The 26881-nt window shown below is 71.5% G+C and carries 19 protein-coding genes and 1 pseudogene; 12 read left to right on the forward strand and 8 right to left on the reverse strand.

The window, feature by feature from the left end; genetic code table 11:
• Nucleotides 1-251: 251 nt before the first annotated feature.
• On the forward strand, nt 252-596 hold the full coding sequence (locus K7B10_RS37250; RefSeq protein WP_229343659.1) for a hypothetical protein: 345 nt from the start codon (nt 252-254) through the stop codon (nt 594-596).
• Between the two features lie 167 nt (nt 597-763).
• Here K7B10_RS37250 and K7B10_RS37255 read toward each other — a convergent pair whose 3' ends face one another.
• Nucleotides 764-1489, reverse strand: a complete 726-nt coding sequence (locus K7B10_RS37255; protein ID WP_229343661.1) for a restriction endonuclease — start codon at nt 1487-1489, stop codon at nt 764-766.
• Nucleotides 1490-2010: 521 nt separating this feature from the next.
• Between K7B10_RS37255 and lepB the strand changes: the two genes are divergently transcribed.
• Nucleotides 2011-2667, forward strand: coding sequence for a signal peptidase I (gene lepB, locus K7B10_RS37260; RefSeq protein ID WP_229343663.1), 657 nt, complete (start codon nt 2011-2013; stop codon nt 2665-2667).
• Nucleotides 2668-2730: 63 nt separating this feature from the next.
• On the opposite strand, the gene K7B10_RS37265 is transcribed toward lepB, so the two are convergent.
• On the reverse strand, nt 2731-4248 hold the full coding sequence (locus tag K7B10_RS37265) for a tetratricopeptide repeat protein (RefSeq protein WP_229343665.1): 1518 nt from the start codon (nt 4246-4248) through the stop codon (nt 2731-2733).
• Nucleotides 4249-4251: 3 nt separating this feature from the next.
• Entirely contained in the window at nt 4252-7830 is a 3579-nt protein-coding gene (locus K7B10_RS41420) for a CHAT domain-containing protein (RefSeq protein WP_229343667.1), read from the reverse strand.
• Between the two features lie 61 nt (nt 7831-7891).
• On the opposite strand from K7B10_RS41420, the gene K7B10_RS37275 reads away from it, so the two are divergent.
• Both K7B10_RS37275 and K7B10_RS37280 read left to right on the forward strand, forming a co-directional pair.
• Nucleotides 7892-8326, forward strand: coding sequence for a hypothetical protein (locus tag K7B10_RS37275; protein WP_229343669.1), 435 nt, complete (start codon nt 7892-7894; stop codon nt 8324-8326).
• Nucleotides 8323-9240: a hypothetical protein gene (locus K7B10_RS37280; RefSeq protein ID WP_229343671.1), complete on the forward strand. Its 918-nt coding sequence runs from the start codon at nt 8323-8325 to the stop codon at nt 9238-9240. The genes K7B10_RS37275 and K7B10_RS37280 overlap by 4 nt, the downstream gene beginning before the upstream one ends.
• Before the next feature lie 123 nt (nt 9241-9363).
• On the opposite strand, the gene K7B10_RS37285 is transcribed toward K7B10_RS37280, so the two are convergent.
• Both K7B10_RS37285 and K7B10_RS37290 read right to left on the reverse strand, forming a co-directional pair.
• Nucleotides 9364-11403 (reverse strand): protein kinase domain-containing protein, encoded by a 2040-nt coding sequence (locus K7B10_RS37285; protein ID WP_229343674.1) that lies wholly within the window; start codon nt 11401-11403, stop codon nt 9364-9366.
• Between the two features lie 486 nt (nt 11404-11889).
• On the reverse strand, nt 11890-12630 hold the full coding sequence (locus K7B10_RS37290) for a nucleotidyltransferase domain-containing protein (protein ID WP_229343677.1): 741 nt from the start codon (nt 12628-12630) through the stop codon (nt 11890-11892).
• Between the two features lie 475 nt (nt 12631-13105).
• Between K7B10_RS37290 and K7B10_RS37295 the strand changes: the two genes are divergently transcribed.
• On the forward strand, nt 13106-13369 hold the full coding sequence (locus K7B10_RS37295) for a hypothetical protein (protein WP_229343679.1): 264 nt from the start codon (nt 13106-13108) through the stop codon (nt 13367-13369).
• A 127-nt stretch (nt 13370-13496) separates the two neighbouring features.
• A complete protein-coding gene (locus tag K7B10_RS37300) occupies nt 13497-14906 on the forward strand; it encodes an NAD(P)/FAD-dependent oxidoreductase (protein WP_229343681.1) in 1410 nt (469 codons plus the stop codon).
• A 238-nt stretch (nt 14907-15144) separates the two neighbouring features.
• Here K7B10_RS37300 and K7B10_RS37305 read toward each other — a convergent pair whose 3' ends face one another.
• Nucleotides 15145-16398 (reverse strand): NAD(P)/FAD-dependent oxidoreductase, encoded by a 1254-nt coding sequence (locus K7B10_RS37305; protein ID WP_229343683.1) that lies wholly within the window; start codon nt 16396-16398, stop codon nt 15145-15147.
• Nucleotides 16399-16516: 118 nt separating this feature from the next.
• Between K7B10_RS37305 and K7B10_RS37310 the strand changes: the two are divergent.
• From K7B10_RS37310 to K7B10_RS37330, 4 genes and pseudogenes are all read left to right on the forward strand, one after another.
• A pseudogene (locus K7B10_RS37310) lies at nt 16517-16803 on the forward strand (GNAT family N-acetyltransferase); the annotation flags it as partial.
• Nucleotides 16804-16918: 115 nt separating this feature from the next.
• Nucleotides 16919-19264 (forward strand): Orn/Lys/Arg family decarboxylase, encoded by a 2346-nt coding sequence (locus K7B10_RS37315; protein ID WP_229343685.1) that lies wholly within the window; start codon nt 16919-16921, stop codon nt 19262-19264.
• Between the two features lie 285 nt (nt 19265-19549).
• On the forward strand, nt 19550-19975 hold the full coding sequence (locus K7B10_RS37320) for a CBS domain-containing protein (RefSeq protein WP_229343688.1): 426 nt from the start codon (nt 19550-19552) through the stop codon (nt 19973-19975).
• A gap of 457 nt (nt 19976-20432) precedes the next feature.
• Nucleotides 20433-21044 (forward strand): endonuclease, encoded by a 612-nt coding sequence (locus tag K7B10_RS37330; protein WP_267502708.1) that lies wholly within the window; start codon nt 20433-20435, stop codon nt 21042-21044.
• Nucleotides 21045-21656: 612 nt separating this feature from the next.
• On the opposite strand, the gene K7B10_RS37335 is transcribed toward K7B10_RS37330, so the two are convergent.
• Nucleotides 21657-22595 carry a glycoside hydrolase family 16 protein gene (locus tag K7B10_RS37335; protein WP_229343693.1) on the reverse strand — a complete coding sequence of 313 codons (939 nt, stop codon included), beginning with the start codon at nt 22593-22595 and terminating at the stop codon, nt 21657-21659.
• A gap of 305 nt (nt 22596-22900) precedes the next feature.
• Complete coding sequence (locus K7B10_RS37340; RefSeq protein ID WP_229343695.1) at nt 22901-23434, reverse strand: hypothetical protein; 534 nt, start codon at nt 23432-23434, stop codon at nt 22901-22903.
• A gap of 62 nt (nt 23435-23496) precedes the next feature.
• On the opposite strand from K7B10_RS37340, the gene K7B10_RS37345 reads away from it, so the two are divergent.
• Together K7B10_RS37345 and K7B10_RS37350 are read left to right on the forward strand one after the other, a co-directional pair.
• On the forward strand, nt 23497-25590 hold the full coding sequence (locus tag K7B10_RS37345; RefSeq protein WP_372481580.1) for a bifunctional polysaccharide deacetylase/glycosyltransferase family 2 protein: 2094 nt from the start codon (nt 23497-23499) through the stop codon (nt 25588-25590).
• Nucleotides 25587-26864, forward strand: coding sequence for an acyltransferase family protein (locus K7B10_RS37350; RefSeq protein WP_229343697.1), 1278 nt, complete (start codon nt 25587-25589; stop codon nt 26862-26864). Before K7B10_RS37345 ends, K7B10_RS37350 begins: the two co-directional genes overlap by 4 nt.
• The last annotated feature ends 17 nt before the right edge of the window (nt 26865-26881 follow it).

The raw sequence follows: 26881 nt of genomic DNA on the forward strand, positions 1-26881 counted from the left end.
TGCCCCCGGACTGCCCGTCGGCAGCCCGGTTCTTAGGCGATCGCCGGAAATGACACCCGCATGAAAGCCGGTGCGCGAAGTACTCCCGGTGCTTCAACTGTACGCCCGTTCGGCCGGCCATGGCCGATCTGACCAGGTATTTCTCCGACGTTCGGCGAGGGTGTTCGAGGCTGGCAGTCTGAGTACCGCGCACCCGCGAGGTGAGTACCTGGACGGCTGTGCAGGTCCCGCTGCTGCGGTGGGATGGGGGCATGAAAGCAACCGCTCCCTCTGCGGCACACCCGGTGCCGGTGGCCAGGGGCAAGGACCGCACCCGGCTCTGGTCGGGCCTGTCCGCTGCCTTGTTCGTGCCCGCAGTCCTGGCGACCGTCATGCTGCTCCTGTCCTCCGTGCGCGTGTCAGGCTGCGTGACGTACGGGGTCCAGTGCACCAGAGGGCTTCCCGGGTGGCTGTTCCTCTGGAGCACCGGAGTCGGCATCGTGGCGTTCATCGCGGCCTTGGCCGCTCCCGCCCCGCAGGTACGGCGGGCGGCGCTCGCCACCCAGCTCCTCGCAGAAGTCACGGCGCTTCTGGTGATCCTCAGCTACTACGCCTGACCTGCCAGCCGTGGTCGCGGGGGCATCGGGCAGCCGGCTTCGTACGCGGGAATCCTGGGATCGGTCGGCGGCCGTGGCGGCCGACCGGTACCAGCGCACGGCGGCTCGGGGGTGTTCGGCGGTGACGGCCGCGCCTGCTGCGGACAAGGGCCGGCACGGGGTGTGGTTCATGACGATGCTCCCCGAGTCGGTACGGACGGACCCGCCTCCCACGGAGGGGGCGCCTGCTGCCCGGTCCACGCGTCCAGGGCCTCTCCGTCGACGCAGACGATCCCGCACGTGTCGGCGTACTCGGCCGCGGGTGCGGTGAGCGAACCGGTCGTGACCAGGACGGCGACATCGGCCCCATGGACCGCGAAGCAAGTGCCGCCGAACCGCTGGAGGTCCTGCGAGCCGACCCGGTTGTCCTCGGAGTAGTGCTTGCACTGGAGCACCACCCGCCGGCCGTCCGCCGTCGTCGCGAGGACGTCGGCACCCAGGTCGCCCGCGCCCCCGACCACTTCCACCGAGGTGCATCCGTCCCGCGCGCACAGGGCGGCCACCGCGTGTTCGAAACCGTCCGCGTCGACCGCGGCATGGTCGAGGGCCTCGCTCCCCACGTCGGGAACCTCGGGCGGTGGTGCGTACCCGGCCGGCGCCGCCAGCGGACGCGGCGACCGGGCGCCGCGCCGGCCTGGTGCGATGCTCCACTTCGCCAGTGCCGCTCCGAGCAGCAGTACGCCCAGGGCCGCGACCGGCGGCACCGGCAGCCCGGCCCAACTCGTCGGAGCGGCCTTCAGGAAGGCGGTCAGCCCGCCGATGCCGATGCCCAACAGCCCGACCGCGAGCACCACATCGCGCCCCCAGCCGGTCTCCCGCACGGACGCGGGCACGTCCTCCTCGGGTGTGGTCATGCCGAGGTCCCCTCCCCTCCACGCGCCGGGTCCCCGACCGCGGCGAACACTGTCCGACGCCCGTATCGCCGCGATTCCGGCTCTCAAACGGCCCCCGGGCGCGGGCTGTCCACCCGCCGGGCCGAAAATGTCCGTCCGTGCGGAGTTCCTCCTGCACGGTCACCCCTGCGACCCGCGTCACGGCGACGCCTACGACCGCTCGGTGGCCTGCTCCAAGGCGCCGGCGCTCTTCGCCCCGGTGCGATGCGCCTGTCCGTCGCCCGCATCTACGACTGGCTCGACGACACCCTCGCCGCCGCGGCCTGACGCGCCATGACCGCTCTTCTCGGCTGCCAGGCGGAGTTCCGCAACGCCGGAGAAGAGGCCTCTCCCGACCGCTCCTCCTCGCCCTGCTGCGAAGGCAGAGACCTGCCCTCGGAGCTGGCGGGCCGTATGGTCGGCCAGGTCCTGCGTGCCCTGACCACCGCGCCGGTACTCCGGGTCGGTAGTGTGCAGCGCGGACTGCCGGGAGGGGCTGAAGGATGAGACCGGGGCGAAGACTGCGGATCACGGCGCTGGTGCTCATGCCGCTCGGGATGCTGCTGGCGATCGGCACATGGCTGTTCGCCGACTTCGCGTTCGGGGGGCACAGCGTGGAATCCGACGGGATGCGGCCGACGTACGAGCAAGGCGACATCGCCTTCACGAAGAAGATCCATGGCAGTGAGCTCCACCGCGGAGACGCTGTCTTCTATCACCTGCCCGGCCGGTACGCGGACACTGACACGGTCTTCCAGCGTGTCATCGGTCTGGGCGGTGACCGGGTCAGCTGTGACGGCAAGCAGGTGCTGCTGAACGGCAAGCCGCTGAAGGAACCCTACGTAGCCGGGGGCAACCCCGCCGGGAGCGGCACCACTTATGACGTGGTGGTGCCGGAAGGCCGCCTCTTCATGATGGGCGACAACCGCGTCGCCTCCAACGACTCCCGTTCCTTCCTCACGGACGGACACAGTGGCGCCATCCCCGTGAACACGGTCCGTGAGCTGGCGTTCGAGGATGCGGACGGCGTGCTCCTCACGGTGCTCTCCGTCGTGATCGGTGGGGTCCTTGTCGCCCTCACCGGGATCGGATGCGGCCTCGCCGGACACCTGATCCAGCGCCGTGCCGTACGCACACGGCCCGTACATGTGACCGTCTGACATCAAAGTCCCGCTGCAAGTGGCTTGAGGCACGCCTACGGCATCACCCGTGGACGGTCGCGGTCACGACCAGTCGGGACGGTTGAGTGCCAGTGACGCACGGTGCGCGGCCAGCGCCCGGACCAGCGGATGTCCGAAGCCCAGCCCTTCGATGATGTCCGCCAGGCGCGTTTCCAGCAGGGCCTGGTGATCGCCGAGGCGATCCTGCTGAAGGAGCAACGTGAGTACGTTCACGGCGGCCATCAGGGTCTCGTAGTGGGTGCGGCCGAGGCTGCGATCCGCCTCCGCCAGGGCGTCCTCGGCCGCGGCCAGGGCCGCGTCGGCATCTCCTCCCGCATCCAGCGCGTACGCCATCCGGTAGCCGGCGGAGACCATGAGCGGATGTCCGGGGCCCAGGGCGGCCCGGCCCCGTTCGAGGGCCTCCCGGAAGGCGGTGACGGCCTCGTCGTGGCGGCCCTGGTCGCGCAGGGCCGTGGCGCGTTCGACGTGCGCGGCGACGGCCTCCTGGGTGGGCTCGTGGGACGAGGCGGCGAACCGGGCGATCCGTTCCTCGACCTCCGTGAGGTCGGCGGTCCGGTCCGTGTCGTCGTGGTCCCTGCGGGCCCGGAAGAGGGCGGCACGCACCACGATGGCGTCCGTGTCGTCCTGACCGAGGGCGGCCTCGAACTCGGGAAGCACCGCCTCCCACAGGGCGACGGCTTCGTCGCGGCGCCCTGCTCGGCGGGCGATGACGGCGAGGTTGTTGCGGGCCATCAGGGTGAGCCGGTGGGCGGGCCCGAGCACCTTGGTGCGGTGGGCGACGACACCCTGAACGATCCGCGTGGCCTTCTCGTACTCGCCGAGGGTCAGGCGGATGCCGCCGAGGTTGTTCCACGCCTCCCACACGTCGGGGTGGTCCGGGCCGAGCTGCGCGGTGCGGGCCGCGATGACCTTCTCCAACAGTCTTGCGCCTCTGCGGTGTTCGCCGGCCTGGTCGTACACGGAGGCCAGATTGGCCCGTACGGAGAGGGTTTTGGGTGAATCCGGTCCCATGTGCATCTCGGCGGTTCGGGCGACCCGCTCGGCCAGGGGGAGGGCGGCCGAACCCATTTGGTTGTTGAGCAGCAGTACGACGGCCCGGCCGAGGAAGGTGGCTCCGTCCGGCGTGTCGTCCTCGGGGCGGGTCAAGGCGGTCCACCGGGTGAGATGGGGCAGCAGGTGCAGACAGCGTGCCGTCTCCCCGGGGGAGCCGGGTTCGCCCAGGTGGCTTCGGAGGATGCCGAGGGCCAGGTCGCGGCCCTCGCCGCCGAGAGCAGTGTGGATCTCCCGTCGGGTGGCCTCGGGAAGCGTGAGGCGGCCGTCCGGCCGGGATGCGAGCAGCCCCGCCGCGGCGAGGGAGGACAGCTCTGCGGGGTCCGGCGGGCCGGCGGGGCCGGCGAGCAGGTCGAGGGGGACCGGGTCGCCGTCGAACCAGGACGCCACGACCAGCAGGCCGCAGGCTCCGACGCCGAGCGCGGCCAGTCGCAGGGGCAGCTCTCCGGCCGGGCGGCCCGGTGGCGGATCCCCGGAGGGGCGGTCGGCTGTCGGGTTCGGTTCGGTCATGGATCAGGCCCCCGTGTGGATGTACGACGCCCAGATGGTGGGTGTGGCGGGGTAGGCGGCACGCAGTTCCCGTACCGCCGCATGGAGGGCGAACGCGGCCTCGTCGGTACGCGGCGGACGCGTCCCGGAGGCCGTGAGGTGGGCGTAGAAGGCGCGGGAGACCTCGCCCGCGGTGGCGTCGCTGACGGGCCAGAGCGCGCCGGTGACATGGCGGAACCCGGCGAGCTGGAAGGCGCCGGTCAGATGCAGGGCCTCGTTGGTCAGATCGGGGCTGATCTCGGAGGTGCTGCAGGCGGACAGCATGGCGAGCTGGCGTCCGGGCAGGTACAGGGCGGAGAGTTCGGCGACGGTGAGGGGTGCGCTCTCGTGGTCGGCCAGCAGCAGGCGGCTGGTGCCGGGGGCATGGACGTCGGTCATGGCGTGGCAGGCCAGGTGTACGGCGTCGTGGTCGGCGAGCGCGGCGAGGACCACCTCCTTGGTGGCCTCGGCCCCGGCGATGAGCGTCGCTCCGGGCAACAGGGCCTGAAGGAGGGCCACTTCCTCCATGACACCGCGCAGCGGGGAGGCACCGGGGGCCTCCGGCTGGGCCACTATCAGGGTGCGGGGGTGCGCCGGGGCGCCGGGCATGCTGCGTACGTAGGCCAGGGCGCGCAGGCTCGCGGTGTACGAAGAGACCGCCCGGTCCAGCACCCCCTCGCCGGTCGGGGGTCCTGCGGCGTGCCAGGGAAGGTAGCTGAGGAACCCGACCGGGCACCACCACAGGCGGGGCCAGGGGCCGCTCTGCGGGGTCGGGGTTCCGGTGAGGCCGAGGGCTTCGAGGACGGGCCCGGCGGCGGCCGTCCAGAGCCAGGCGAGGGTGTCGCGCACCTCGGCCTGCGCGCTCTGGCGCACGCGCAGGGGATAGGCGTCCGAGGTGGCGAAGTGGCGGGCGGTGAGGAAGGTGAGGACCCTCTCGTCGGCCGACCGGCGGTCCAGTCCCGGGAGTTCGAGGACTTCCACGGGCCGGGCGGGGTTGCCGGTGAGGAGGAAGGCGTAGCCGCCGGAGCGGACGGAGGCGACGAGGACCAGCGGGCCGTCGGCGGCGAGTGCCGTGAGATCGGGGGCGTCGTCCGCCGGTTCCTCACCGCGCAGTCGCGACCAGTGTTCGGTGAGGCGGGCGCGCTCGGCGGCCAGTTCGCGGTCGAGTGCGCGGCGCTGTGTGAAGTCCTCGGCGGCCGCGGCCCGGTCCTGTGCGTCAAGGGCCCGCAACCGCGCGTCGATCAGACGGAGTTCCTTCGCACGTGCGGGATCGAGGTCGTGCAGGTCCCGCCGGATGTCCATGGCGTCTTCGGACAGCAGTCCCCGGCTGCGTTCGAGCACGGTGACCAGGCGCTCCGGGTCGTCGGCGGCCAGCCCGGTGGCGATGATGCGTTCGGTGAGCCGGGAGAAGCTGCGCAGGGCGTGTTCGCGGTCGTTCCACAGCGGCCCCGAGGTGACGGTCCGGCGCAGCAGGTCGACGGTCTTCGCCAGGTGCTCCAGGGCGTCCGGCGCGGTGACGTCGGTGGCATTCAGTTGGCGCAGGGCCGCGAGCATGCGCACGTCGGCCCGGCCGCCCTCGCTGTCCCGGGCGCGGGCGAATCCGGCGGCGGCCGCCGACCTCAGCTCCGCGGCCGCCGCCGGGTCGGTTTCGAGGGCGGCCAGGTGGTCGAGCGCGTGGGCGCGTTCGATCTCTGCCGCGACGAGGGCGGCACGGACGGCGTGATCGCCGAGGGCCAGCGCCCGGTCCGCCAGGGCGACAGCCGTGCGCAGCCGGCCGGGGTCGGCCTCGGCACCGCCCAGCAGCCTCTGGGCGCGGGCGAACTCGTTGAGGACGAAGGGCTCCACGTGGTCGCCCGGCGCCACCAGGGCCATCGCGCTTTCCCCCACGCTCACGGCCTCCTCCAGAGAGCTCAGCGGCTCGTCGGGAATCAGCACCCAGGCGTCGGTGAGCATGGACAGCAGACCGCAGAGCACGGTGACCCGGCGAGCCGGGACGCCCGCCGGTGCGGCAAGACGGAGCCGGACGTCGGGCAGTGCGGCGACGCGGCGCTGGGCATTCAGCGCCTCGCGCAGGAGCGCCAGATCGCGCGTCCGGCTGGCGTAACGGTGCAGGATCATCGCCTGGGCGGTGACGAGTCCGGCGTGCTCGGCGTGTTCCTCCGGGGCGAGGGCCTCGACTGCCCTCCTGCTCGCGTACACCGCCTCCCGCTGGGCTTCCAGGTCCCCGGTGAGTTCGAAGAGCACGTTGTGGGCCGTGGCGAGGTTGGCGCGGGCCATGGCTTCGTCCAACCGCTCGGCGAGCGTTGCGCAGTCGAGTGCGGTGCGGGCCAGCGCGATGGCCTCGCGGGCGGCGGGTACGTCCTGGGTGTGCTGGGCGAGCACCCGCAGGGCGCTGGATGCGTTGTTGGCGGCTTCCCCGCGGGCCTCCGGGTCGTCGGAGACGGCCAGCACCCGGCGGCACAGGGCGACGGCCTCGCGCAGGGCGGCCAGGTCGGAGTGCTCCTCGGCCTGCTGCATCCGGATGATGCCCAGCACGCGCATCAGCAGTACGTCGGCGGGCCGGTCGGGGCCGGGGTGGTCCAGCAGCGTCGCGCAGAGTGCGGCCAGCCGCTCGTACGACAGCGACTCGGGCCGGCGCAGGAGCATCCCCAAGGCCGCGTCGAGGTTGTTCACCGCCGTCTCCCCGGCGCGGTCGGCTGCCGCGTGGAACAGCGCCACCGCCTCGAACAGGGGCTCCTCGCCGTCCACCAGTCCCGCCAGGACCGCGAGCGCGCCCCCGAGGTTGACGCCGCGGCCGCCGTCCTCGTCCTCGCCCAGGGCGAGCGCCGTGCGGAAGCAGCGGACCGCCAGCTCGGCGGCCGGCCGGTCCTCCAGCCGCCGGGCCAGTTCCAGGGCGGCCAGCCCGGTGTTGGCGAGGGTGAGCCCGTGCGCCGGGTCGCCCGGCGGCAGCTCCCGCAGGGCCGCCCGCCCCACTTCGACGGCCTCGCGGCATGCGGCGAGGTCGCCGGTGGCCGCACGGTACAGGCCGAGCAGGGCCGCGGTACCGGTCAGCAGCTGCGGCAGGATCGGATGCGACGGCCCGGCGGACAGGCGGGCCAGCCGCAGTAGCGCCAGCGCGAGGGAGAGGTAGGCCCGGCCGGCCCGGTCCTCGTCGGAGACGAGATACCGCTGTGTCGGATCCTTGTGCAGCTCCCACCACACGGAGGGGTCGGTGGTGAAGCCGGTGTCCGCCGAGAAGTGCTCCCACGGATCCTGGCCGTTGGCGTAGAAGGCCCGGACGCGGGCTGGGACCAGGTGGGGTGCACTGGCGTAGACCGGGCCGAGCAACTGCGCGGCGGCCACCATCTCCACCGTTCGCCGTTCGGGCCGCTGCCGCATCGCGCGGTGGAAGAACAACAGCCCGGCCGTGACGAGCGCCTCCAGATCGAGGCCCTGAGAGCGGCGATGGGACAGCAGACCGACCGCCTCGCTCAGCGCCTCCCAGGACAGTACGTCCCCGCCGTCTTCCCTGCGCTCCGCGGCCCTGATCCTCGCCCGGAGGCTCTCCAGCAACTGCGCGCGCACGTCCCACCCACCGATCCACGGAGCGACTGACGTATCAAATTACCGCCGCTAGAATGGAGATGTGGCTCATCCCGCGGGTCCCGCACTCAGTCAAGAAGCCCTGGTCGAGCTCGCCGAGCGAGTGGAGCGCCTGTGCCGTGAACACGGTCGCGGCGGACAGCTGGTGACCCTGCTGGAAGAGGACGGCGTCGAGGGCCTGCTCGACGAGGCCGTCGCCCTGGCCACGGCCGCCCACTACGCACCCGCGCGGATGCGACAGGTTCTCGACGCGATCGAGAGGGCGCTCGCGGCACAGGGCGTGCACGGACTGACCCGCCCCGACCGTGCGTTCAGCGCACTGCCCGGTGTGCAGAGCGGTCCCGACGGGGCGACGTCGGCGCATGTCTGCCCGTTGTCCAGGTGCACGCGCGGCGAGGCCGAGCAGGGCCGGTGCGCGCTGGCGGACCGGCCGTTGGAGTCGATACCGCTCGACGGGCCGGGGCGCGGGCGGCCGTGACCACGCTGCTGCAGGAGTTGTCGAAGAAGGCGGCCGAACGCTGGGCGGCGATCCTGCTGGGGCCGGGGCTGCTCTTCGTCGCCTGTCTGATCCTTGCGCACCACCAGCGGTTCGGTCACGCCCACGACCTCGCGTACCTGCGGGCGTACGTAGGGGCCCTCGCCACGGACAAGGCGAACCAGGAGCCCGCCGGTCTGTTCGTGAAGGCGGCCCTGGTCCTGCTCGGTGCTGCGACCGCGGGACTGCTTGCCGCCTCGGCGGGCCGGTTCGTCGAACGGTGCCGGCTTCCCGAGCGCCCCTGGTGGTACGTCGCCGCCCTGACCGGATGGCGGGCCTGGCGGTGGGACCGTGCCGACGCAGCCCTCGCGCGTGCCGTGACCAAGGCCGGACAAGCATTGGCGCGGGACAGGCTGCTGGGCGTGACCACGGTACGCCGCTTTCCCGCCGTCGAGCGGCGGCAGGCCCGGCGGGACCGGATCTCCGGGACACGGCCGGTGAAGCCCACCTGGCCGGCCCAGCGGATGACCGGCGCCGCGGATCGCGTACGCCGCCGCTACGGCGTGGACCTCGCCGAAGTCTGGCCGCACGCATGGTCGCTGGCGAGCAGCGAGCTGCGCGGCGACATCCAGACGGTTCGGGACGGTTTCGCGGCCTCGGCCCGGCTGACCGCCTGGGCCTGGGGGTACGCGGCGATCGCGGTCTGCACCGGCTGGTGGCCCGCGGCGCTGCTGGCCGCGGTACTGCTCCCGGTGGCCGGGCGACGGGGCCGTGAGGCTGTCGACGCGCTGGCCACGCTGGCCGAGAGCGCGGTGGACCTGCACGTACGGGAGGTGGCCGAGCGCCTGGGCGTGGCCTGTCCCGACGCTTTCGGACCCACCACGGCCGCCGCGGTCAACACGATCCTCCGGGCCTGAGGCAGGAACTTCGCAGCGGCGTCCGTCCCGGGCGGGACGCGGGACATCCGCGGCTGGTCGCTCAGCGCTCCTGGACGAACGTGCCGGCCCTGCGGGATCCCTGGGAGCAGGAACGCTTCTCTCTCAGCGCCAGGCGGGATGTCCCTCGGCGGAGGCACCGGTGGTGAGCGTGCGCTCGCCGGTCTTGTCCGCGCGAACGGCCCAGATCACGGGCTGCTCGTACGGGCCGCGGACGAAGGCCACCCACGTGCCGTCGACGGACCAGGTGGGGTCCATCTCATGGGCGCTGGTGGCGATCAGTTCACGATCGTTGCCTCCGTCGGAGTCCACGAGGTGGATGTCGCCCTGGGTGCCCTTGCCGTAGGTCCCCGCCGTGTAGGCGAAGGTGGCGCCGTCGGGTGACCACACCGGGTCGTGTGCCGCGTGGGGCAGCCGGGTCACCTGCTTGGGGGCGCGGTTCGGGGCGGTGGGATCGACCACGTGGATCTGCCAGTTCTCGGGATCTGTCTGCAGGCAGACCGCGATGCTCTTGCCGTCCGGCGACCACGCGGGATCCTCGACCTGGCTCCCGCCCGAGGTGAGCTGGCGAGCCGCGCCGTCGGCGACGCCGACCACGAACAGCTGCTGTACGCCGTCCTTCATGCGAAGCACGGCGAGCTGGCTGCCGTCCGGCGACCAGGACACCCTGCCACCGGCGATGGAGGCGATCCGGCGCGCGTTCGAGCCGTCGGCGTTGGCGGTCCAGACGGCCGTGCCCTCGGGCGTGCTGCGGGTGAATGCGAACGACCGGCGGTCGGGAGACCACTGGGGCAGGATGTCGCATGTGCCTGCGCCGCCCGCGATGAGCTCCACGGGCTTCTCCGCCGAGGCGTCCCGGCGGGCGATGACGCTGTGGCACGTCCCGGGCCAGCCCGGGGCGGTGTCCTTCCGGATCAGCAGCGGATCGGCCGGGAACGGTGCAGGGGCCGGGGCCGATGCGGTGGGCGAGGAGGCGCGGGGCTTGGAACTGTCCTTGGTCGAGTGGCTCCAGGGCTGCCACACGAACAGGCCGGCGGCCGCGAGAGACGTCACGAGCACCGCCGCCACCACCGCGCGGCGACGCCTGGGCTTCCCCGCGATTACCGGAGGCACCTGCGCGGGGGCGGGGGAGAGCTGCGCCGCGGGCCCCGTCACGGTGCGCGACCGGTCCGTACGGGGCTCCGCGACGACGGGCGGGGCGGCATCCGGTAGCGGGACGTCCTCCGGGGCGTCCTGCCGGGTCTCCGACGGGCTGTCCGGTGCGGTGGGCCGCACCATCGGCTCCGGCGCCGGGAGCAGCTGCGTTGCCGCTTCCGGCAGCCAGGAGTCACCGTCCGCGTGGCGGACGGTGAGAGCACCGAGGAAGGCGGCCGGGGTGGGCCTTGCCGCTGGGTCCTTGGACAGACAGGCGCCGATGGCTTCGCGGAGTTCACTGGGCACCGCGGTCAGGTCCGGCTCTTCGTGGACCACCTTGTAGTGCCTGGCCGCGGACGGGCCGTCGCCGAAGGGGGCGCCGCCCGCCGCCTGCGTGAGCACCACCCCCAGAGCGAACATGTCGACCGCAGGGGTGAGCGCCCTGCCGCCGGTGAGCTGCTCGGGTGCCAGGAAACCCGGCGTGCCGACCTGCATGCCGGTCTGTGTCAGTGACGTGCCGTCCAGGGCGCGCGCGATGCCGAAATCGATGACGCGCGGCCCGTCCTCGGCGACGATGATGTTCGCGGGCTTCAGATCGCGGTGGATGACCCCCGCGCGGTGGATCGCGTCGAGTGCCTCGGCCAGGCCGGCCGCAAGGACGGTGAGCGTGTCCAGGGGCAGCGATCCGACGCGTGCGAGCACCGCTTGCAGGGTGGGGCCGGGCACGAACGCCGTGACCAGCCAGGCCGGCTCCCCGTCCGGGTCTGCGTCTACCACCGGAGCGGTGTGGAAGCCGCCGACCCGTCGCGCGGCCGCGACCTCGTCGGCGAACCTGCGCTTGAACCCGGGCTCGGTGCTCAGCTCGGGACGCACGACCTTGATGGCGACCGCACGGCCGGACCGGGACCGGCCCAGGTAGACCACGCCCATGCCTCCCTGACCGAGCCGTCCCACCAGCCGGTAGCGGCCCTCGCCGAGCGAGGTGGGATCCCCCGTTTCGAGCGGCTTCATACGTCCCCCGTTTCACACCTTGCGCGATGAACAGCCTCTCCCTACCCGTCGCGCCGTCCACCAGTCAAGCGAGGCCCTCCCGGAACCCCGACCGAGGTGCGTTCGACGACCGGTCCTCCTGGTCCGTGGGCCGTTCGGGGGGAAAGGAAGCTCGGGGCATGCCATGGCGTGACCGGCGGCGTGGCGGCCGCGACGGCCGCCGTTCTGCGAGGGAGCGGGCACCTGACCAGTCGAAAGCGCCGGTACTCGATGCGTCGGCCGCTCACCACGAGAGAGCGCGGACCCCGTTCACGCTCCCGGGCGACCACCCCGAACGGTCACACCAGGATGCTCAGGCGGACGGTCGAGCCGGTGCTGGCGCAGGCCGCCGGGTCGATGGCGCGCCCCGCCGCGCTGCGGGCCGGGGTGGTGTACGAGCAGAAGCCATGGACGGGCTTGCCAGTTGTCGGCTTGTCGGCTTGTCGGCTGCGGTGCTGACGCCGCGTGTCAGCGTGCGGCGCCAACCGAGTCGATGGTGCCGTGCCAGGTCCTGCGGTATCCCTCGCGGAGAGGGCCGCCGACGAGGTCGAGCACCTTCAGTGCCGCGCTGATCAGTGCTGCGGGGTCGCCCGACCCGCACAAGCGGTGGTGTCCTTCCAGAAGGGCGGCTCCGAGCTGTGGGTCGGCTTCCAACAGGCGGCGGGGCAGCCACTTCCCGCCACCGATCCACGCGTGATGGTGGTCGCAGAGCAGATCGGCGGCGGCATTGACCACGTACCCGGCCACGGCCAGACGCTCGATGGGGTCACTCGCGTCGGTGAGGTCGTCCAGGGCGTCCGTGAGACCGTAGCGTTTCGTATCGACGGTCTCAGGTTCCAGTGCAGGCGGACCTTCACGGAGGTCCGCTTCGGCCAGAGCGCGAGCGCGCCCGGCCTCGCCATTGCGGTCGACCAGAGCGAGACCGGAGGCGTACATGTTCTGAAGGACCGCCCGCCGTGCGGCGACGTCTGCAGCGAACAGCTCCCGGAGACCGGTCCGAGTGTGGACGAAGAGTTCAACGACCCGTTCCTCGAACCGGATCGTTTCCCGGTAGGTCAAGCCGCCGTCGTCGAGGAGCACCGCGATGTCCAGGTCACTGCTGGCAGTGGCGCGTCCGGTGGCCGTGGAGCCGGCGAGGACCACGGAGAGCGCATCGGGAAAGCGGCCGCGGACGAGACGTCGCGCCTGGTCAATCGGGTCTGCATGCATGAGGGGCAGAGTGCCAGGATCCTTGATCAGAGGCGAGTCGATTCCGCACGGCGTGGATCGAGGGACCCGATGCCGAAGCGACGCACTACCCGCACCCGCTGATGGCTTCCCTGCCGTGTCCGCTGTCCGCGGCGGACCCCGCCCGGCCCCTGCCCGAAGGCCGCACCACCGGGGCCCACCGGTCCTTCGTCGAGCCGCTCTACGGGCAGAACACACACAAGAGCATCGGGGCCACCCACGCCGAGGCGATCCGCGCGCTCGCCGACCGGCACGAGATCCCCAGCGACCAGCAGGCAGCCGAGCAGTCCGTGCGCGCGATACAGACGAACTGCCAGACCTTATGGACCTCGTGGGGCACGAACGCACGAACGGGAACACCGCCCCGGTCGGGGCCTGCGCGTCCGCGGCCTCGCTCGAATTCTCGGGCGCAGCCGGTCGATGTCGATGGTCCGGACATCCTGTTTCGAAGGGGTCGATGAGCCCGTACGCGCTCACGTTGCTCGGCTGCCAGCCGTCGGTGGCGAGGCAGGGTGCCGGGCGCTGGGTGGTGTCGGCGCGGCTGCGCTCGAAGCCCTTCTCGCAGTGGTGGGCGACGTGCGCGTCGTGGCGGCCGGCTTCGAAGGCGGGGGTGCGGTGGCGAGCGGCGGTGCGCGCGCACCCGTCGGCGTCCTTGACCTCCTCCGCCGAGTGGCTCGAGCGTTTCGAGGCCGGGGACGGCGCCGCTGACCTCCACCCCTGACGGGTGACTTCCCGCAGGGGCCGGTCTACGACCTCCGGATCCGGTCCGCCCCGCTTTCCGCGTGCATGGAACGGCCCACCGGGGAAGGTGTGCCGGTGACCCGTACACCCGAGAAGGGACGGACACCATGGAACGACCGAGGATCGTGGTCGTGGGCGCGGGCTTCGCCGGCGTCTCCTGCGTACGCCGCCTGGAGCGGACGCTTTCACCGGGGGAGGCGGAGATCCTGCTGGTCACTCCGTTCTCCTACCAGCTCTACCTGCCCCTGCTGCCGCAGGTGGCCTCCGGGGTGCTCACCCCCCAGTCCGTGGCGGTGTCGCTGCGCCGCAGCCGCCGCCACCGGACCCAGATCGTGCCCGGTGGGGCCGTCGGCGTCGACACCCGGGCCAAGGTCTGCGTCATCCGGAAGATCACCGGGGAGCTGGTGGACCAGCCCTACGACCACCTGGTGCTCGCGCCGGGAAGCGTGACCCGCACCTTCGACATCCCGGGCCTGGCGGAGCACGGCCGCGGCATGAAGACACTGGCCGAGGCGGCCCACCTGCGCGACCACGTGATCGCCCAGCTCGACCTGGCCGACGCCGCCGTACCAGGCTCGGCGGAACGGGCCTCACGGCTCGGCTTCGTCGTGGTGGGCGGCGGCTACGCGGGCACCGAGACGGCCGCCTCCCTGGAGCGGCTCACCATGAACGCCGTCGGCCGCTACCCCCGGCTGGACCGGCGCGAGATCAGCTGGCACCTCGTGGACGTGGCCCCGAAACTGATGCCCGAGCTCGGCGACCGGCTCGGCCGGGCAGCCCTGGAGGTGCTGCGCCGCCGCGGCATCGAGGTATCCCTCGGCACCTCCGTCGCCAAGGCGGGCCCCGAGGACGTCACCCTCACCGACGGGCGCGTGCTGCCCTGCCGCACCCTCATTTGGACTGCCGGCGTCGCCGCGAGCCCGCTCATCGGCACACTGGGCGCCGAGACCGCGAAGAGCGGCCGGCTCGTCGTCGCTGCGGACCTGCGGGTGGCAGGGGCGGAGGGCGTGATCGCGCTCGGTGACGCGGCCGCCGTGCCCGACCTCGCCGCCGGCGGGGACGACGCGGTGTGCCCGCCCACCGCGCAGCACGCCGAGCGCCAGGGCAGGGTCGCCGCCGACAACGTCGTCGCCACGTTGCGGGGCACGCCCCTGCGTCGTTACGTCCACAAGGACCTCGGACTCGTCGTGGACCTCGGCGGCCGCGACGGCGTCTCCCGGCCACTCGGCATCGACCTTCGCGGGATGCCCGCCCAGGCCGTGGCCCGCGGCTACCACTGGGCGGCGCTGCGCACCGGGGCCGCGAAGACCCGGGTGATGACGAACTGGCTCCTGAACGCCGTGGCCGGCGACGACTTCGTCCGGACCGGCTTCCAAACGTACAAGCCGGGGACGCTGCGCGACTTCGAGTACACGGACCACTACCTCACCCCGGAAGAGGTACGTGCCCGCACAGCGGCCGACGAGGTCGACAGCTCCGGCGAGCGAGACCGTCACCAGCAGTGGTCGGACGGGTAACTCCACGAAGAACGCGCAGGCCGCCGGGTTCAGGAACATGAAGCGGGCCATGTTCCACCCGCCGGCCGAGACGTCGCCGAAGCCCGGGTGGAGAAGGTGCGCCGTGCGAGCGGCGCCCACTCCTCCGACGCACCGCGTGTGAACACGGCCCGGGACGAAGCCGGCCTCGGTGCGGTCCTCGCGGGCCTCCGCGAACGGGGCGGCAGCCCCCGCTGCGTACGGCAGGCAATGACGTCCGTCAGGGCGTACCCGTGGCTTCGAGATCGGCGATGACCTCGCGTGCCGCCCGTGCTCCCGAGGCGAGTGCTCCCTGCAGCGAGCCCGTTGCCCGGTGGTCCCCGCAGACGTAGCGGCCCGGGGCGAAGCGGGTGGTGCGGGTCAAGAGCAGGGGCGGGGGCATGGCGGGCAGGGCGCCTCGTACCGTCACGCGGTGGACGGGTTCCCAGGTGCCGGTGTCCGTGCCGTACGCCTCGGCGAGGGCGGCGAGCACGGCGGCCTCCTCCACCGGTCCGGGCGTGCCCAGCACGGAGGTCGACACCAGGGCCCTGCCGTCGCTGGAGTAGCCGGGCTGGACCTCGGTGAGGACGCACGTGTTCAAGAACCTGCGGCGGGCGTCGACCAGCAAGGTGGGCTCGGGCAGAGGCGAGCGTCCGACAGCGTGGTAGAGCGTCGTGACGGTCCGGCCCGCTGACGGCGCGAGGCCGGGCAGCAGGCGTGCCGCGACGTCGGCTCCGGTGGCGACGACGACGGTCCGTGCACGCAGTTCCCGGTCGGCGAGCAGCGCTCCTGTCGGTGTCAGCCCTGTCACCGGCGACGAGGTGCGCAGTACCTCCGGGGGCAGCCCGGCGGCGAGTTGTGCCGGTACGGCGCCGATGCCGTCACGCGGCAGACAGAGCGTGCCGCGCAGCATGCTGCGCCAGACCAGGTGGAAGAAGCGGGCCGAGGTCTCCAGAGAGTCCTCCAGGAACACCCCTGCCAGGAAAGGTCGGAAGAACGTCTCGACGAAGTCCTCGGAGAACCCCGCGTCGGCCAGGGCGGTGCGGGTGGTGACGTCAGGCCGGGCCCGGACACGGGAGGCGGGCGCGAGCACGGCGCGTGCCGACAGGACACCGAAGGCCGCCAGATCGCGCGGCTTGACACGACCGCCGGTGAGCAAGGCGACGCCGTCGCGCGGGCGCCGCGTGGGATCAGTGAGGCGGAGCCGCCCGTCGTCGGTGTGCACCAGCACCCCCGGCGTGAACGGCCGCAGGAAGAGGGCGGGCAGGTCGAGGCGGCGCTTGACTTGCGGGTAAGAGGTGTTGAACACCTGGAAGCCGCGGTCGGCGGTGAAACCCGCTACCCGTTCCGTGCGGATGCGGCCGCCCACCGTGTCCTGCGCCTCCACGAGGCGCACGCGCAGGCCGGCCTTGGCGAGGTCGGATGCGCATGCCAGCCCGGCGGCTCCCGCGCCGATGATCGCCACGTCGTGCCCGTCGTCCTGTGTCTTGGCCACGAATGCCCTCACCTACCTTGCCCGACCGGGGTTGTAGCGGCTGCCGCCAGGCTACGCGCGGACGCGTGTGCGAGGACGTCGGACGCGCCGCCGGTCCGTTCCTCACCACTGCGCCGAACTCACGATCGGCTACGGCCTCATTCCGTCAGCGAGAGGCGGGGTTACGCCTCCGAAGCCCTGCGCGGACTGCTGCTGTTCGCTCGGGCACGCGGCGTCACCTGCGTGAAAGGCGACTCCGACCACGGCAACACCGCGTCCCAGCGCGTCATGATGGCAGCGGGCATGCGGCCTGCCGGAGAGGACGAACGCGTCAGGTACTTCGAGATCGCCTGGACCGACACGACGGCGAGGGCCGTCGGGATGCAGCCGCGCAGGCGCGGCGACCATGGCGCGTGCAGTCGATGACTTGCTGACCGGAGTGTTTTCTCGATCGGGTGATGCTGCCGTATTCCGTCCAGGTCAGTGGCCTTTGCATTCGACACTTGACGCATCACGTAGGGACGCCGCAGGTGGGAGCATCATGTCGAACGGTAGTGTCCTTTTGGCCTTGCGCGAGGACCCCATGGGCGGGGGCGTCAGCAGCGACCAGCTGCGCCGCATCGGCAAAGAGCTGGAGAACCGCGGGCTGCAGGTGCGGTGGGCGCGGACGGTCGAGGGAGCCCGTGCCGCCTTGCGTACGGAGGCGGGCCTGACGGCTGCGGTCGTCGCCTGGGACCTGCCGTCCGAGACGGGAGGCGACGCAGGCGGCGGGGGAGGGGCGGTCCTGCGCCAGATCACGGGCCGGTTCACCGCCCTGCCCGTCTTCGTCGTCATGAGCGAGGACTCCGACCACGGCCTGGAGCGGCTGCCGCTATGGGTGGCCGAGACCGCCGTCGGCTACATCTGGCCACTGGAAGACACACCGTCCTTCATCGCCGGCCGTGTCTTCAACGCAGCACGCACCTACGGCGACTCCGTCCTGCCCCCGTTCTTCAAAGCGCTCCGCCGATTCGACGACGCCCACGAGTACTCCTGGCACACCCCCGCACACTCGGGAGGGGTGGCGTTCCTGAAGTCGCCCGTCGGCCGCGCGTTCTTCGACTATTACGGCGAGCGGCTCTTCCGTACCGACCTGTCGATCTCGGTGGAGGAGCTGGGTTCCCTCTTCGAGCACAGCGGGCCCATCGGGGAGGCCGAGCGCAACGCGGCCCGCGTCTTCGGCGCCGACCGGACGTACTTCGTGCTGCACGGCGACTCCACCGCCGACCGTATGGTCGGCCACTACTGCGTCACGGCCGACGAGATCGCGCTGGTGGACCGCAACTGCCACAAGTCGGTGCTGCACGGGCTGGTGATCTCCGGTGCGCGCCCGGTCTACCTCGTTCCGACCCGCAACGGATACGGCCTCGCCGGCCCTCTGCCCGCGCGTGAGACCCAGTCCGGCGCAGTGGCGGCCAGGATCGCCGAGCACCCGCTGACACCGGGCGCCGTGTCCCCCCGCGCCCAGTACGCGGTGATCACCAACTCGACCTACGACGGCCTGTGCTACGACACCGTCCAAACGGCACGGGCCCTGGCCCCCAGCACTCCTCGTTTGCACTTCGACGAGGCCTGGTTCGCCTACGCCCGCTTCCACCCGCTCTACGCGGGCCGCTACGGCATGGCCGTCGGCCCGGACACGTTCGCGAGCGAGGAACGCCCCACCGTCTTCGCCACCCAGTCCACGCACAAGCTGCTGGCCGCCTTGTCGCAGAGCGCCATGGTGCACGTGAAGTCCTCGCCCCGGGCGCCGGTCGAGCACCACCGGTTCAACGAGGCGTTCATGATGCACGGCACCACCTCGGCCCTGTACCCGGTCATCGCCTCGCTGGACGTGGCTGCGGCGATGATGGACGGCCCACAGGGGGAGTGGCTGGTCAACGAGGCGGTCACCGAAGCGATCCGTTTCCGGCAGGCCGTCGTCCGCACCGGGCGCCGCATCGCGGACGCAGGTGACCGGTTGCCGTGGTTCTTCGGAGTCTGGCAGCCCGAAACCGTCACCGACCCGGTTGACGGGTCCACGGTTCCCTTCGCCGATGCATCCCCCTCGCTGCTGGCCAACGATCCTCGCTGCTGGGAGCTCGAACCCGACGCGGACTGGCACGGGTTCCCCGGCCTGGCGAACGGGCAGTGCATGCTGGACCCCATCAAGGTGACGCTGACCTGCCCAGGCGTCAACGCACGCGGGGAGTCGGACTCGTGGGGGATTCCGGCCCGGATCCTCACCGCCTACCTCGCCCACCGGGGCATCGTGGTGGAGAAGACGGATACCTACACCACGCTCGTCCTGTTCTCGATGGGCATCACCAAGGGGAAGTGGGGCACCTTGATGGACGCCCTCATGGACTTCAAGGCCCTCCACGACGCCGACACCCCCCTGCGGCAGGTGCTGCCCCACCTGGTCGAGCGCCACCCGCAGCGCTACAGCGGTACGACCTTGCGCGGACTGTGTCAGGAGATGCACGAACACCTCACCCGGGCCGAACTGATCGACGCGCTGGACACCGCCTTCCAGGACCTGCCCGAACCGGTCGTACCACCCCGTAGCTGCTACCAGCAGCTCATCCGGGGCGGCACCGAACGCCTTCCCCTCGCCCGAGCCGCCGGCAGGGTGGCCGCCGCCATGGTCACGGTGACGCCGCCCGGGATCCCGGTCCTGATGCCCGGAGAAGCGCTCGGCGCCCCCGACGGCCCGGTCCTGCGCTACCTCGGAGCCCTGGAGGCGTTCGACCGTGCCTTCCCCGGCTTCCACAGCGAAGCACACGGCGTGACCATCGACCCCGGCACCGGCGACTACCTCATCGAATGCGTACGGCCTGACCACGTCCCCGGCGCAGCCGGCCGGTGAACACGCGGCGGGGCCCGCGTCGCCGCCGAACAGCCGGCCGTCGTTCACGGGCTTCCTCCTCTGGGCCCGTGACGGGGAGTGACCGCTTCCGTGTCACTGCCCGTCACGGGCCCAGCCCTCCGGGGCCTGGGGGACCGCGAAGGCGTCCGCAAGGGGTCGCCCAGGAGCGCGTCCCGGGCGTGCCCGCGGCCGTCCCCGAGGTCCGGGCGCCGAAGCCCGTGCTTACCCCGGGCGACAGCGGGTAGACGTTGCAGCGCAAGGCCCTCTCCAGCATCGGGAGGATCGATGACCCGACGAGTGCACGAGGTGATGACGGGAAACCCGGTGACGGTCGAGCAGCTGACTTCGCTGGCAGAGGCCGCACGGGTGATGCGGGACGCCGGCATCGGGGACGTACTGGTCGTCGACCAGGGCCGGCTTCTCGGCATCCTCACGGACAGGGACATCGTCGTCCGCGCCTTGGCCGAGGACCGGGACCCGGCCGAAACGACCGTGCGGGCCATCTGCAGCAGCGATCCGCTCACGGTCGGGCCCGGCGACCGCGTCGACCAGGCCGTCGACCTCATGCGTCGGCACGCGCTCCGGCGCCTTCCCGTGCAGGCAGAGAACGGCGAACTCGTCGGCATCGTCACCCTCGGTGATCTGGAGGTCGAACGCGATCCGGGGTCGCCGCTCTCCGCCATCGCGGCGGCTGAAGGGAGAGACCGGTGAAGCGGACGTACCAGGCGCAGGAAGGTACGAGCGGTGCAGCGGCGACGCGGAGCTGCTGGGACGGCTTCCGGGAGGGTTCCCGCCCCGCACCGTCGACCGCGGACAGGAGCCCGGCGCCGGCTGCACGGGCCCGTGCAGCCCGCTGGCGGAGGACGAGCAGCGCGTCCGCTCCGGCGGGCGGATGAGCGCGAGCCGGTCCCGCTCCAGGACACGTCGCCCTACGCCGTGCCCGCCCCGGCGCCCCCGTGGCGGCTCGGTTGCCCTGGGACGCCCACGACGCCCCGGGCCTCACCGGGCGACGGTGGACCCTCACCGACGTCGACCGGCTCCTCACGTGCGACTCCTGGCAGGACCGCCTCGACCCGGCTCCTCGGGAAGACCCGCAGCACGCTCACCCACCTGACCCCCTGACGAACGGCGGCCCGCCGTGACACAGCGCACCACCGCACGACAGCTCATGAAGGAGTACGGGCGGACCCACGCTCGGGAAGCGGGCATCCGACTGCGGAACACGCCCGCGCCGCTGTACCAGTTGCTGACCCTGTGCGTGCTGTTCTCCGTACGCATCAAGGCCGACATCGCCGTGGCCGCGGCCCGCGCGCTGTTCGAGGACGGCATGCGCACGCCCCGCGCGATGGCGGCGGCCACGTGGCAGGACCGCGTGGACGCACTGGGCCGGGCCCACTACCGCCGCTACGACGAGAGCACGGCAACCGCGCTGGGAGCCGGGGCCGACCTGGTCCTGGACCGGTACCGCGGAGACCTGCGGCGACTGCGCGAAGCCGCGGGAGGTGACCCGGGCCGCGTCCGTGAGCTGCTCCAGGAGTTCCCCCGGATCGGACCGGTGGGCGCGGACATCTTCTGCAGGGAGGCGCAGGGCGTGTGGCCCGAGCTGCGCCCCGCGTTCGACAGCCGGGCCCGGCACGCCGCGGCGGAACTCGGGCTCCCGAAGACCGCCGAGGGCTTGGCGCGTCTCGTCGACGCCCAAGACCTGCCGGAGCTGGCGGCCGCTCTCGTCCGGGTCGAACTCTCCGGGAAGACCGAACTCTCCGGAAGGAAGGAAACCTAGCCAGGGGCACCCCAGGTGCCCCTCCCAACGATCCTGACCCCACACCGCCGACCGCGGCGGCAGGGACGAGCGGCACGAGCAGCATGGCGGGGATGGCGAGCTCCCCGTTGGAGAGCACGGGGACGGACTTCTGGGCGTCCAGTGGCACCGTCCCTGTTCAGGATGGGGTCTCTGTTGGGACGAGACGGTGACACGAGCGTGGCGAACCTTGATCATCTGGCGGGACAGGGGCACGGTGCCGGTCGACGCAGGGGCGTGGCTGGTTGCCGGACATCAACCTACGCTCACAAGGGCGGTGTGGAGGACGTCGGCACCTTCAACCACAAGCTGCTGCTGCACGGCACCGATCAGCAGCTCGCGTACTACTCCACGTCCTGCTGGGGGGGCCAAGTTCGAGCCCTGCCAGGAGGCTTCCGGCTCCGAGCTGCACCTGACCGAGGGCAAGTCCGTCACCACCTGCGAGATGTTCCTCGTTCCCGAGAACGTACAGCCCGTGTTCGTGGGCTTCCAGGGTGACCGGGACTACCGCAACCCGACTCTGGAGACCGGTACCGCGACCGAGGTCGTATGGAAGGCGGCTGACGCGGATGAACGACGCGAACCCCGACCCGGTCAGGACTTCGGCACGGTGTTGATGTAGTCGGTACCTGCGCTGTAGAAACCGTCCACCGTTTTCTGGACATCCGCCAGAGAAACAGCCTCATCGGCCTTGTAGTAGAACCAGTTGACCTTCATATCCCATGTGCGCGGACCACCGGCGAAGGGAAGGTCGATGAACCAGTTGCTGAAGTGGACGTCCATCTTCTCGCGCGGAACGTACTTGCCGGAACTGGTGAACAGGTCCTTGCCGTCCAGGGAATAGGTGACCTTTTGGTTCACGGCGGTGATCATCATGATGTGCCAGCCCTCAATGTGTCGCTTGAGCGCGTGGGTGACCCGGTCCGGCGGATCGGCCTTGTACCAGCTCGTGGTGTCGAGTTGCGGACCCACCGAACCCCAACCGCCGTTCGTCATGTACTCGTAATCGAGTTCGCTGTAGTTCGGCGAGGAGTCCGAGGCGGAGATCGGAAAGAAGGTCTGGACGACGTGGTCGCCGTTGCGACCGCTCGTGGGCTTGTCGCCGAAGTAGACCCGGGCGGCGTAGGTCCCCGTGAAGAGCGGGGTGCCGGTGCTCTGCACCTCGACCTGCTCGGTGCCCTGCCTGGTGCCGTCGGTGGAGGCCTGCAGCTGCAGGACCCTGCCCCCCTGGGCGCTCGTGTCGGCGGGGAAGTCGGCACGGGCGATGGACCAGCTGTCCTTGATCCCCGGGCCGCCCCCACCAGTACGGACCTCCCAGCCGTGGGCAGCGAGCGAGGGGTCGTCGGGGCCGCTGTAGTGGAAGCCGTCGAACAGGGTTCCCGGCGGACCGGCAGGGGCCGGCGAGGCACTGGGGGCGGGCGCGGCGGCATCGTCACCGGGGCCGCCGGAACACGCGGCGAGTACGCACAGGAGGGCGGTCAGCGCGGGCGCGGTCCACGCACGGCGACGAGAAGTGCGGCGGGGCTGGCTCACACGGGCTCCTTGGGGCGTAGAGGCGGTACCGGGACGCGCCCTTTATGCGAATAGATCAATTGCTGATCACATGCGGGGGTCATCCTAGGTTCGAGATGGCCACCGAGAAGGCCGCTGAGGTGACCGCAGAGGTGACCTCGGCGCCCCGGCCGCCGCGGTCCCGGTGAAACGGCGGGCCTACTAACCGGTATCACCAATTCCATTTCGATCCGATCACGGCCCCTGAATGGATCGTGCCAAATGGTCACATCGAACCCAAGCCGACTCAGGCCGGTGCACTAGCGTTCGCACTGCGGTCCCGCGGTCTACGTACCCTGCAATGAAAGGCCCCGCAAGGTGCGCCCAGTTGGCATTTCCATCGAACGCGGATCGGCGCGCCAGGAGCAACCTGACATATTCGAATCGAGCTTTGACGAGTTCGCTCCCGCGCCGGTGTTCGTCGACCAGTCGGGTGTGCGCGGCCGTCTGTTGCGGGGCTTCGGCTGGCCGGTCTCCGTGGTCGGCGCGATCCTGGCGGTCGCCATGGGGAGCAGCCTGATCGGTGTGCAGGCGGACGCCCCGGCGATGGGGATCCCCGCGCAGCCCTCGCGGTCGCCCGCCCCGCCACCCTCACCCGTGCGGTCGCTGTCGCCCGTCGCGTCCTCCGTGTCGTCCTCCCAGTCCTCACTCCGGACGGCCAGACCGTCTGCCACACCTCGGACGAAGACCGCGGCCACCACATCGAAACCCTCGGCCACCACCTCGAGGGCCTCGACCACCGCGCCGCAGGGTGCCAGGCCATCGGGGCGACCGGCCAAGCACCCCTGATCGCCCGTACCACCCATCTCCAGGAGCGTCATTGTCCCGCCACCAGCGCCGCCGACAGTCCCTGCTGCGGCCGCGCCGACTGGCCGCGCCGCCGCTGCGCTTCTTCATGCCGCTGTCCCTGCTGGCTTGCCTGCTCGCGCTCCTCGTCCTGCGCGGCCTCGCCACCAACGAGGCGTTCCACGACTCCCGGATCGCGATCTCCGTCGACAAGACGACCGTGCCGGACAACCTGCTCAAGGGCGGCCCGATCATCGACTCGCGGGGCACCAAGAACGACCACCCCGTGAGCTATCACATCCCGGACCACACCGTGGTCCTGAGCTTCGACGACGGTCCCTCGCCGGAGTGGACTCCGAAGATCCTGGAGGTGCTCGCGGCCCGCAACATCCGGGCGGACTTCTTCGTGACCGGCGCGATGACGACGCGCAACCCGGAGCTGATCCGGCAGATCGTCGCGGGCGGCCACGAACTCGGCGTGCACACCTTCACCCACCCCGACCTCGTGTACCAGTCCCACGCCCGGATCAGCTGGGAGATGGCGCAGACGCAGCTGGCGCTGGCCGGCGTCGCGGGCGTCCACAGCGCGCTGTTCCGCCCGCCGTACTCCTCCGACGCCTCGGCGCTGGACGACTGGAACTACCCGGTGATCAAGTACGTGGGCGCGCGCGGCTACCTCACCGCGTTCATCGACCGTGACACCGACGACTGGAAGCGTCCCGGAGTCGAAGCGATCGTCAAGGCGGCCATGCCGTCCAAGCCCGGTGCGGGTGAGCTGATCCTCCTGCACGACGCGGGCGGCGACCGTACCCAGACCATCACCGCGCTCGGGCAGATCATCGAGAGGCTGCAGGCCCAGGGCTACCGCTTCACCACCATCTCCGACGCGCTCGGCGCCTCCGGCGCCACCGTGCCGGTGCACGGATTCCAGCTGTGGGCGGGCAAGGGATACATCTGGGCCACCCAGGTCGCCGTGCTCACCCTGCCGGTGCTGGTCTGGCTGCTGGCCCTCGTCGGCTTCCTCAACTTCGGACGGTTCGCGCTGATGCTCGTCCTCGCGCCGATCCACGCCCGCCGCTCCAAGCGGCGGGACGCCTGGGGACCGCCCGTCACCGAGCCGGTCACCGTACTGGTCCCGGCCTACAACGAGCGCGAGTGCATAGCCAACACCCTCAACTCCCTGGCCGCCAGCGACTACCCGATCGAAGTGATCGTCATCGACGACGGCTCCACGGACGGCACCGCGGACATCGTCGAGGAGATGGACCTGCCGTTCGTCCGGCTGATCCGCAAGGTCAACGGAGGCAAGCCCAGCGCGCTCAACGCCGGCGTCGCGGCCGCCTCGCACGACATCATCGTGATGATGGACGGCGACACCGTCTTCGAGCCGTCCACCGTGCGGGAGCTGGTCCAGCCCTTCGGCGACCCGGGGATCGGCGCGGTCGCGGGCAACGCCAAGGTCGGCAACCGCGACAGCCTGATCGGCGCCTGGCAGCACATCGAGTACGTCCTCGGCCACAACCTGGACCGCCGGATGTACGACATGCTCGGCGTCATCCCGACCATCCCCGGCGCGGTCGGCGCCTTCCGCAGGGAGGCCCTGCAGCGGGTCGGCGGGATGAGCGACGACACCCTCGCCGAGGACACCGACATCACCATCGCGGTGCTCTGCGACGGCTGGCGGGTCGTCTACGCCGAGTACGCCCGCGCCTGGACCGAGGCTCCCGCCAGCCTCCAGCAGCTCTGGTCCCAGCGGTACCGCTGGAGCTACGGCAGCATGCAGGCGATGTGGAAGCACCGCGGCGCGGTGACCTCCCGCGGCCCGGCCGGTCGCTTCGGCCGGCTCGGGCTTCCGCTCATCGTGCTGTTCGGCGTGGTCGCCCCGCTGCTCGCGCCGCTGGTCGACATGTTCCTGCTGTACGGCGTGCTGTTCGGGGACGCCCCGATCACCCTCACCAGCTGGGGCGGCTTCATCCTGCTCCAGGCCGCACTGTCCTGGTACGCCTTCCGGCTCGACCGCGAGAAGCCCTGGCACCTGATCAGTCTGCCGATCCAGCAGCTCGTCTACCGGCAGCTGATGTACATCGTCCTGCTGCAGTCCGCGATCACGGCGATGACCGGTGGCCGACTGCGCTGGCAGAAGCTCCGGCGCACCGGCGAGGTCGCTGTACCGGTGGAGGCCCGACCGTGACCGCATCCATCGACCTCGGGCGCGTCCGGGACACCCTCCAGTTGAGAGTCCTGACTGCTTCGCGGCAGGAGCCGGAGCCGGCGCCGGCTCCGGCTCCTGCGTCGGGGGTCGAGGCACCGTCCACGCGCAAGGGCGGCCGGGACCGCTATCTCGACCTGCTGCGCGCGCTGGCGCTGGTCCGCGTGGTGTTCTACCACCAGTTCGGCTGGTTCTGGCTGCCCCTCGTCTTCCCGTCGATGGGCGTGATGTTCGCACTGGCCGGCTCGCTGATGGCCCGCTCGCTCAGTCGTCCCGCCCTCGGGGTGATCCGCGGCCGACTGCGCCGGCTGCTGCCGCCGATGTGGCTGTTCGGCGCCGTCATGGTCGCCCTCCAGATACTCGACGGCTGGGGCCCCGACTCCGAAGGCCACCCCACCTGGTGGTGGGCCAAGCTGGGCTTCTGGCTCCTGCCGCTGAGCACCCCGCCGTACGCGGACGAACTGCCCGGTTTCCACCATCTCGTGGAACACAGCTGGGCCGCGCAGGTCATCGTCCCGCTCTGGTACCTCCGCGCCTACCTCTGGTACGTGCTGCTCTCACCGCTGATGCTCCGGGCACTGCGGCGATTCCCGGTGGTGACGCTGTTGGCTCCGCTGGCGCTGACGATCGTCATGAACACGTTCTTCCCCGACCAGGAATTCATCTACTACCGGGTCTGGGAGACCGCCAACGACTTCGCGATGTTCGGCTCCTGCTGGATCCTCGGCATGGCCCACCAGGAGGGGCTGCTCAAGAAGATCCCGCAGTACGTGCTGCCGTCCATCGCGCCGCTGATCATGGTGGCCGGCCTCTGGTACCTGCAGACCCGGCCGGTCGATCCGACCGAAGCGACCGACATCGAGTCCTGGCCGATCGCCCAGGCCCTGTGGTCCCTCGGCTTCGTTGCCATCCTGCTCCACGTCAGCCCGTCCTGGGAGCGGTGGCCCAGGTCGCTGGAACGCTGGAACGGCCTGGTCAGCCTGCTCAACGCGCGCGCTGTCAGCGTCTACCTCTGGCACGAGACCGCGCTGGTGGCCGCTGTCCCGCTGGTCGACCCCCTCTGGAGCGTCCACTTCTTCTACGCGAACCTCCAGTGGCTGCTGGCCAGTCAATGGTTCACGCTGCTGGTGGCGATGCCGCTGCTCGGCCTGCTGCTGTTGCTCTTCGGCTGGGTGGAGGACGTGGCGGCCAAGCGCTCGCCGCGGCTCCTGCCGTACGCGCGCCGTCGGCGGGGCAGGCGCCGGGCCGCCGACTGAGGGGGCCGGGCCCCTCT

This window comes from Streptomyces flavotricini (assembly GCF_020639365.1).
GTDB classification, from domain to species: domain Bacteria; phylum Actinomycetota; class Actinomycetes; order Streptomycetales; family Streptomycetaceae; genus Streptomyces; species Streptomyces flavotricini.

Excerpts from the sequence above, each read along its gene's own strand:
- K7B10_RS37300 (WP_229343681.1), top strand. The coding sequence starts at position 13,497 with ATGGAACGACCGAGGATCGTGGTCGTGGGCGCGGGCTTCGCCGGCGTC.
- K7B10_RS37315 (WP_229343685.1), top strand. The coding sequence starts at position 16,919 with ATGTCGAACGGTAGTGTCCTTTTGGCCTTGCGCGAGGACCCCATGGGC.
- lepB (WP_229343663.1), top strand. The coding sequence starts at position 2,011 with ATGAGACCGGGGCGAAGACTGCGGATCACGGCGCTGGTGCTCATGCCG.
- K7B10_RS37340 (WP_229343695.1), bottom strand. The coding sequence starts at position 23,434 with ATGACGCTCCTGGAGATGGGTGGTACGGGCGATCAGGGGTGCTTGGCC.
- K7B10_RS37330 (WP_267502708.1), top strand. The coding sequence starts at position 20,433 with ATGAAGGAGTACGGGCGGACCCACGCTCGGGAAGCGGGCATCCGACTG.
- K7B10_RS37320 (WP_229343688.1), top strand. The coding sequence starts at position 19,550 with ATGACCCGACGAGTGCACGAGGTGATGACGGGAAACCCGGTGACGGTC.
- K7B10_RS37285 (WP_229343674.1), bottom strand. The coding sequence starts at position 11,403 with ATGAAGCCGCTCGAAACGGGGGATCCCACCTCGCTCGGCGAGGGCCGC.
- K7B10_RS37295 (WP_229343679.1), top strand. The coding sequence starts at position 13,106 with ATGAGCCCGTACGCGCTCACGTTGCTCGGCTGCCAGCCGTCGGTGGCG.
- K7B10_RS37250 (WP_229343659.1), top strand. The coding sequence starts at position 252 with ATGAAAGCAACCGCTCCCTCTGCGGCACACCCGGTGCCGGTGGCCAGG.
- K7B10_RS37265 (WP_229343665.1), bottom strand. The coding sequence starts at position 4,248 with ATGACCGAACCGAACCCGACAGCCGACCGCCCCTCCGGGGATCCGCCA.
- K7B10_RS37290 (WP_229343677.1), bottom strand. The coding sequence starts at position 12,630 with ATGCATGCAGACCCGATTGACCAGGCGCGACGTCTCGTCCGCGGCCGC.
- K7B10_RS37255 (WP_229343661.1), bottom strand. The coding sequence starts at position 1,489 with ATGACCACACCCGAGGAGGACGTGCCCGCGTCCGTGCGGGAGACCGGC.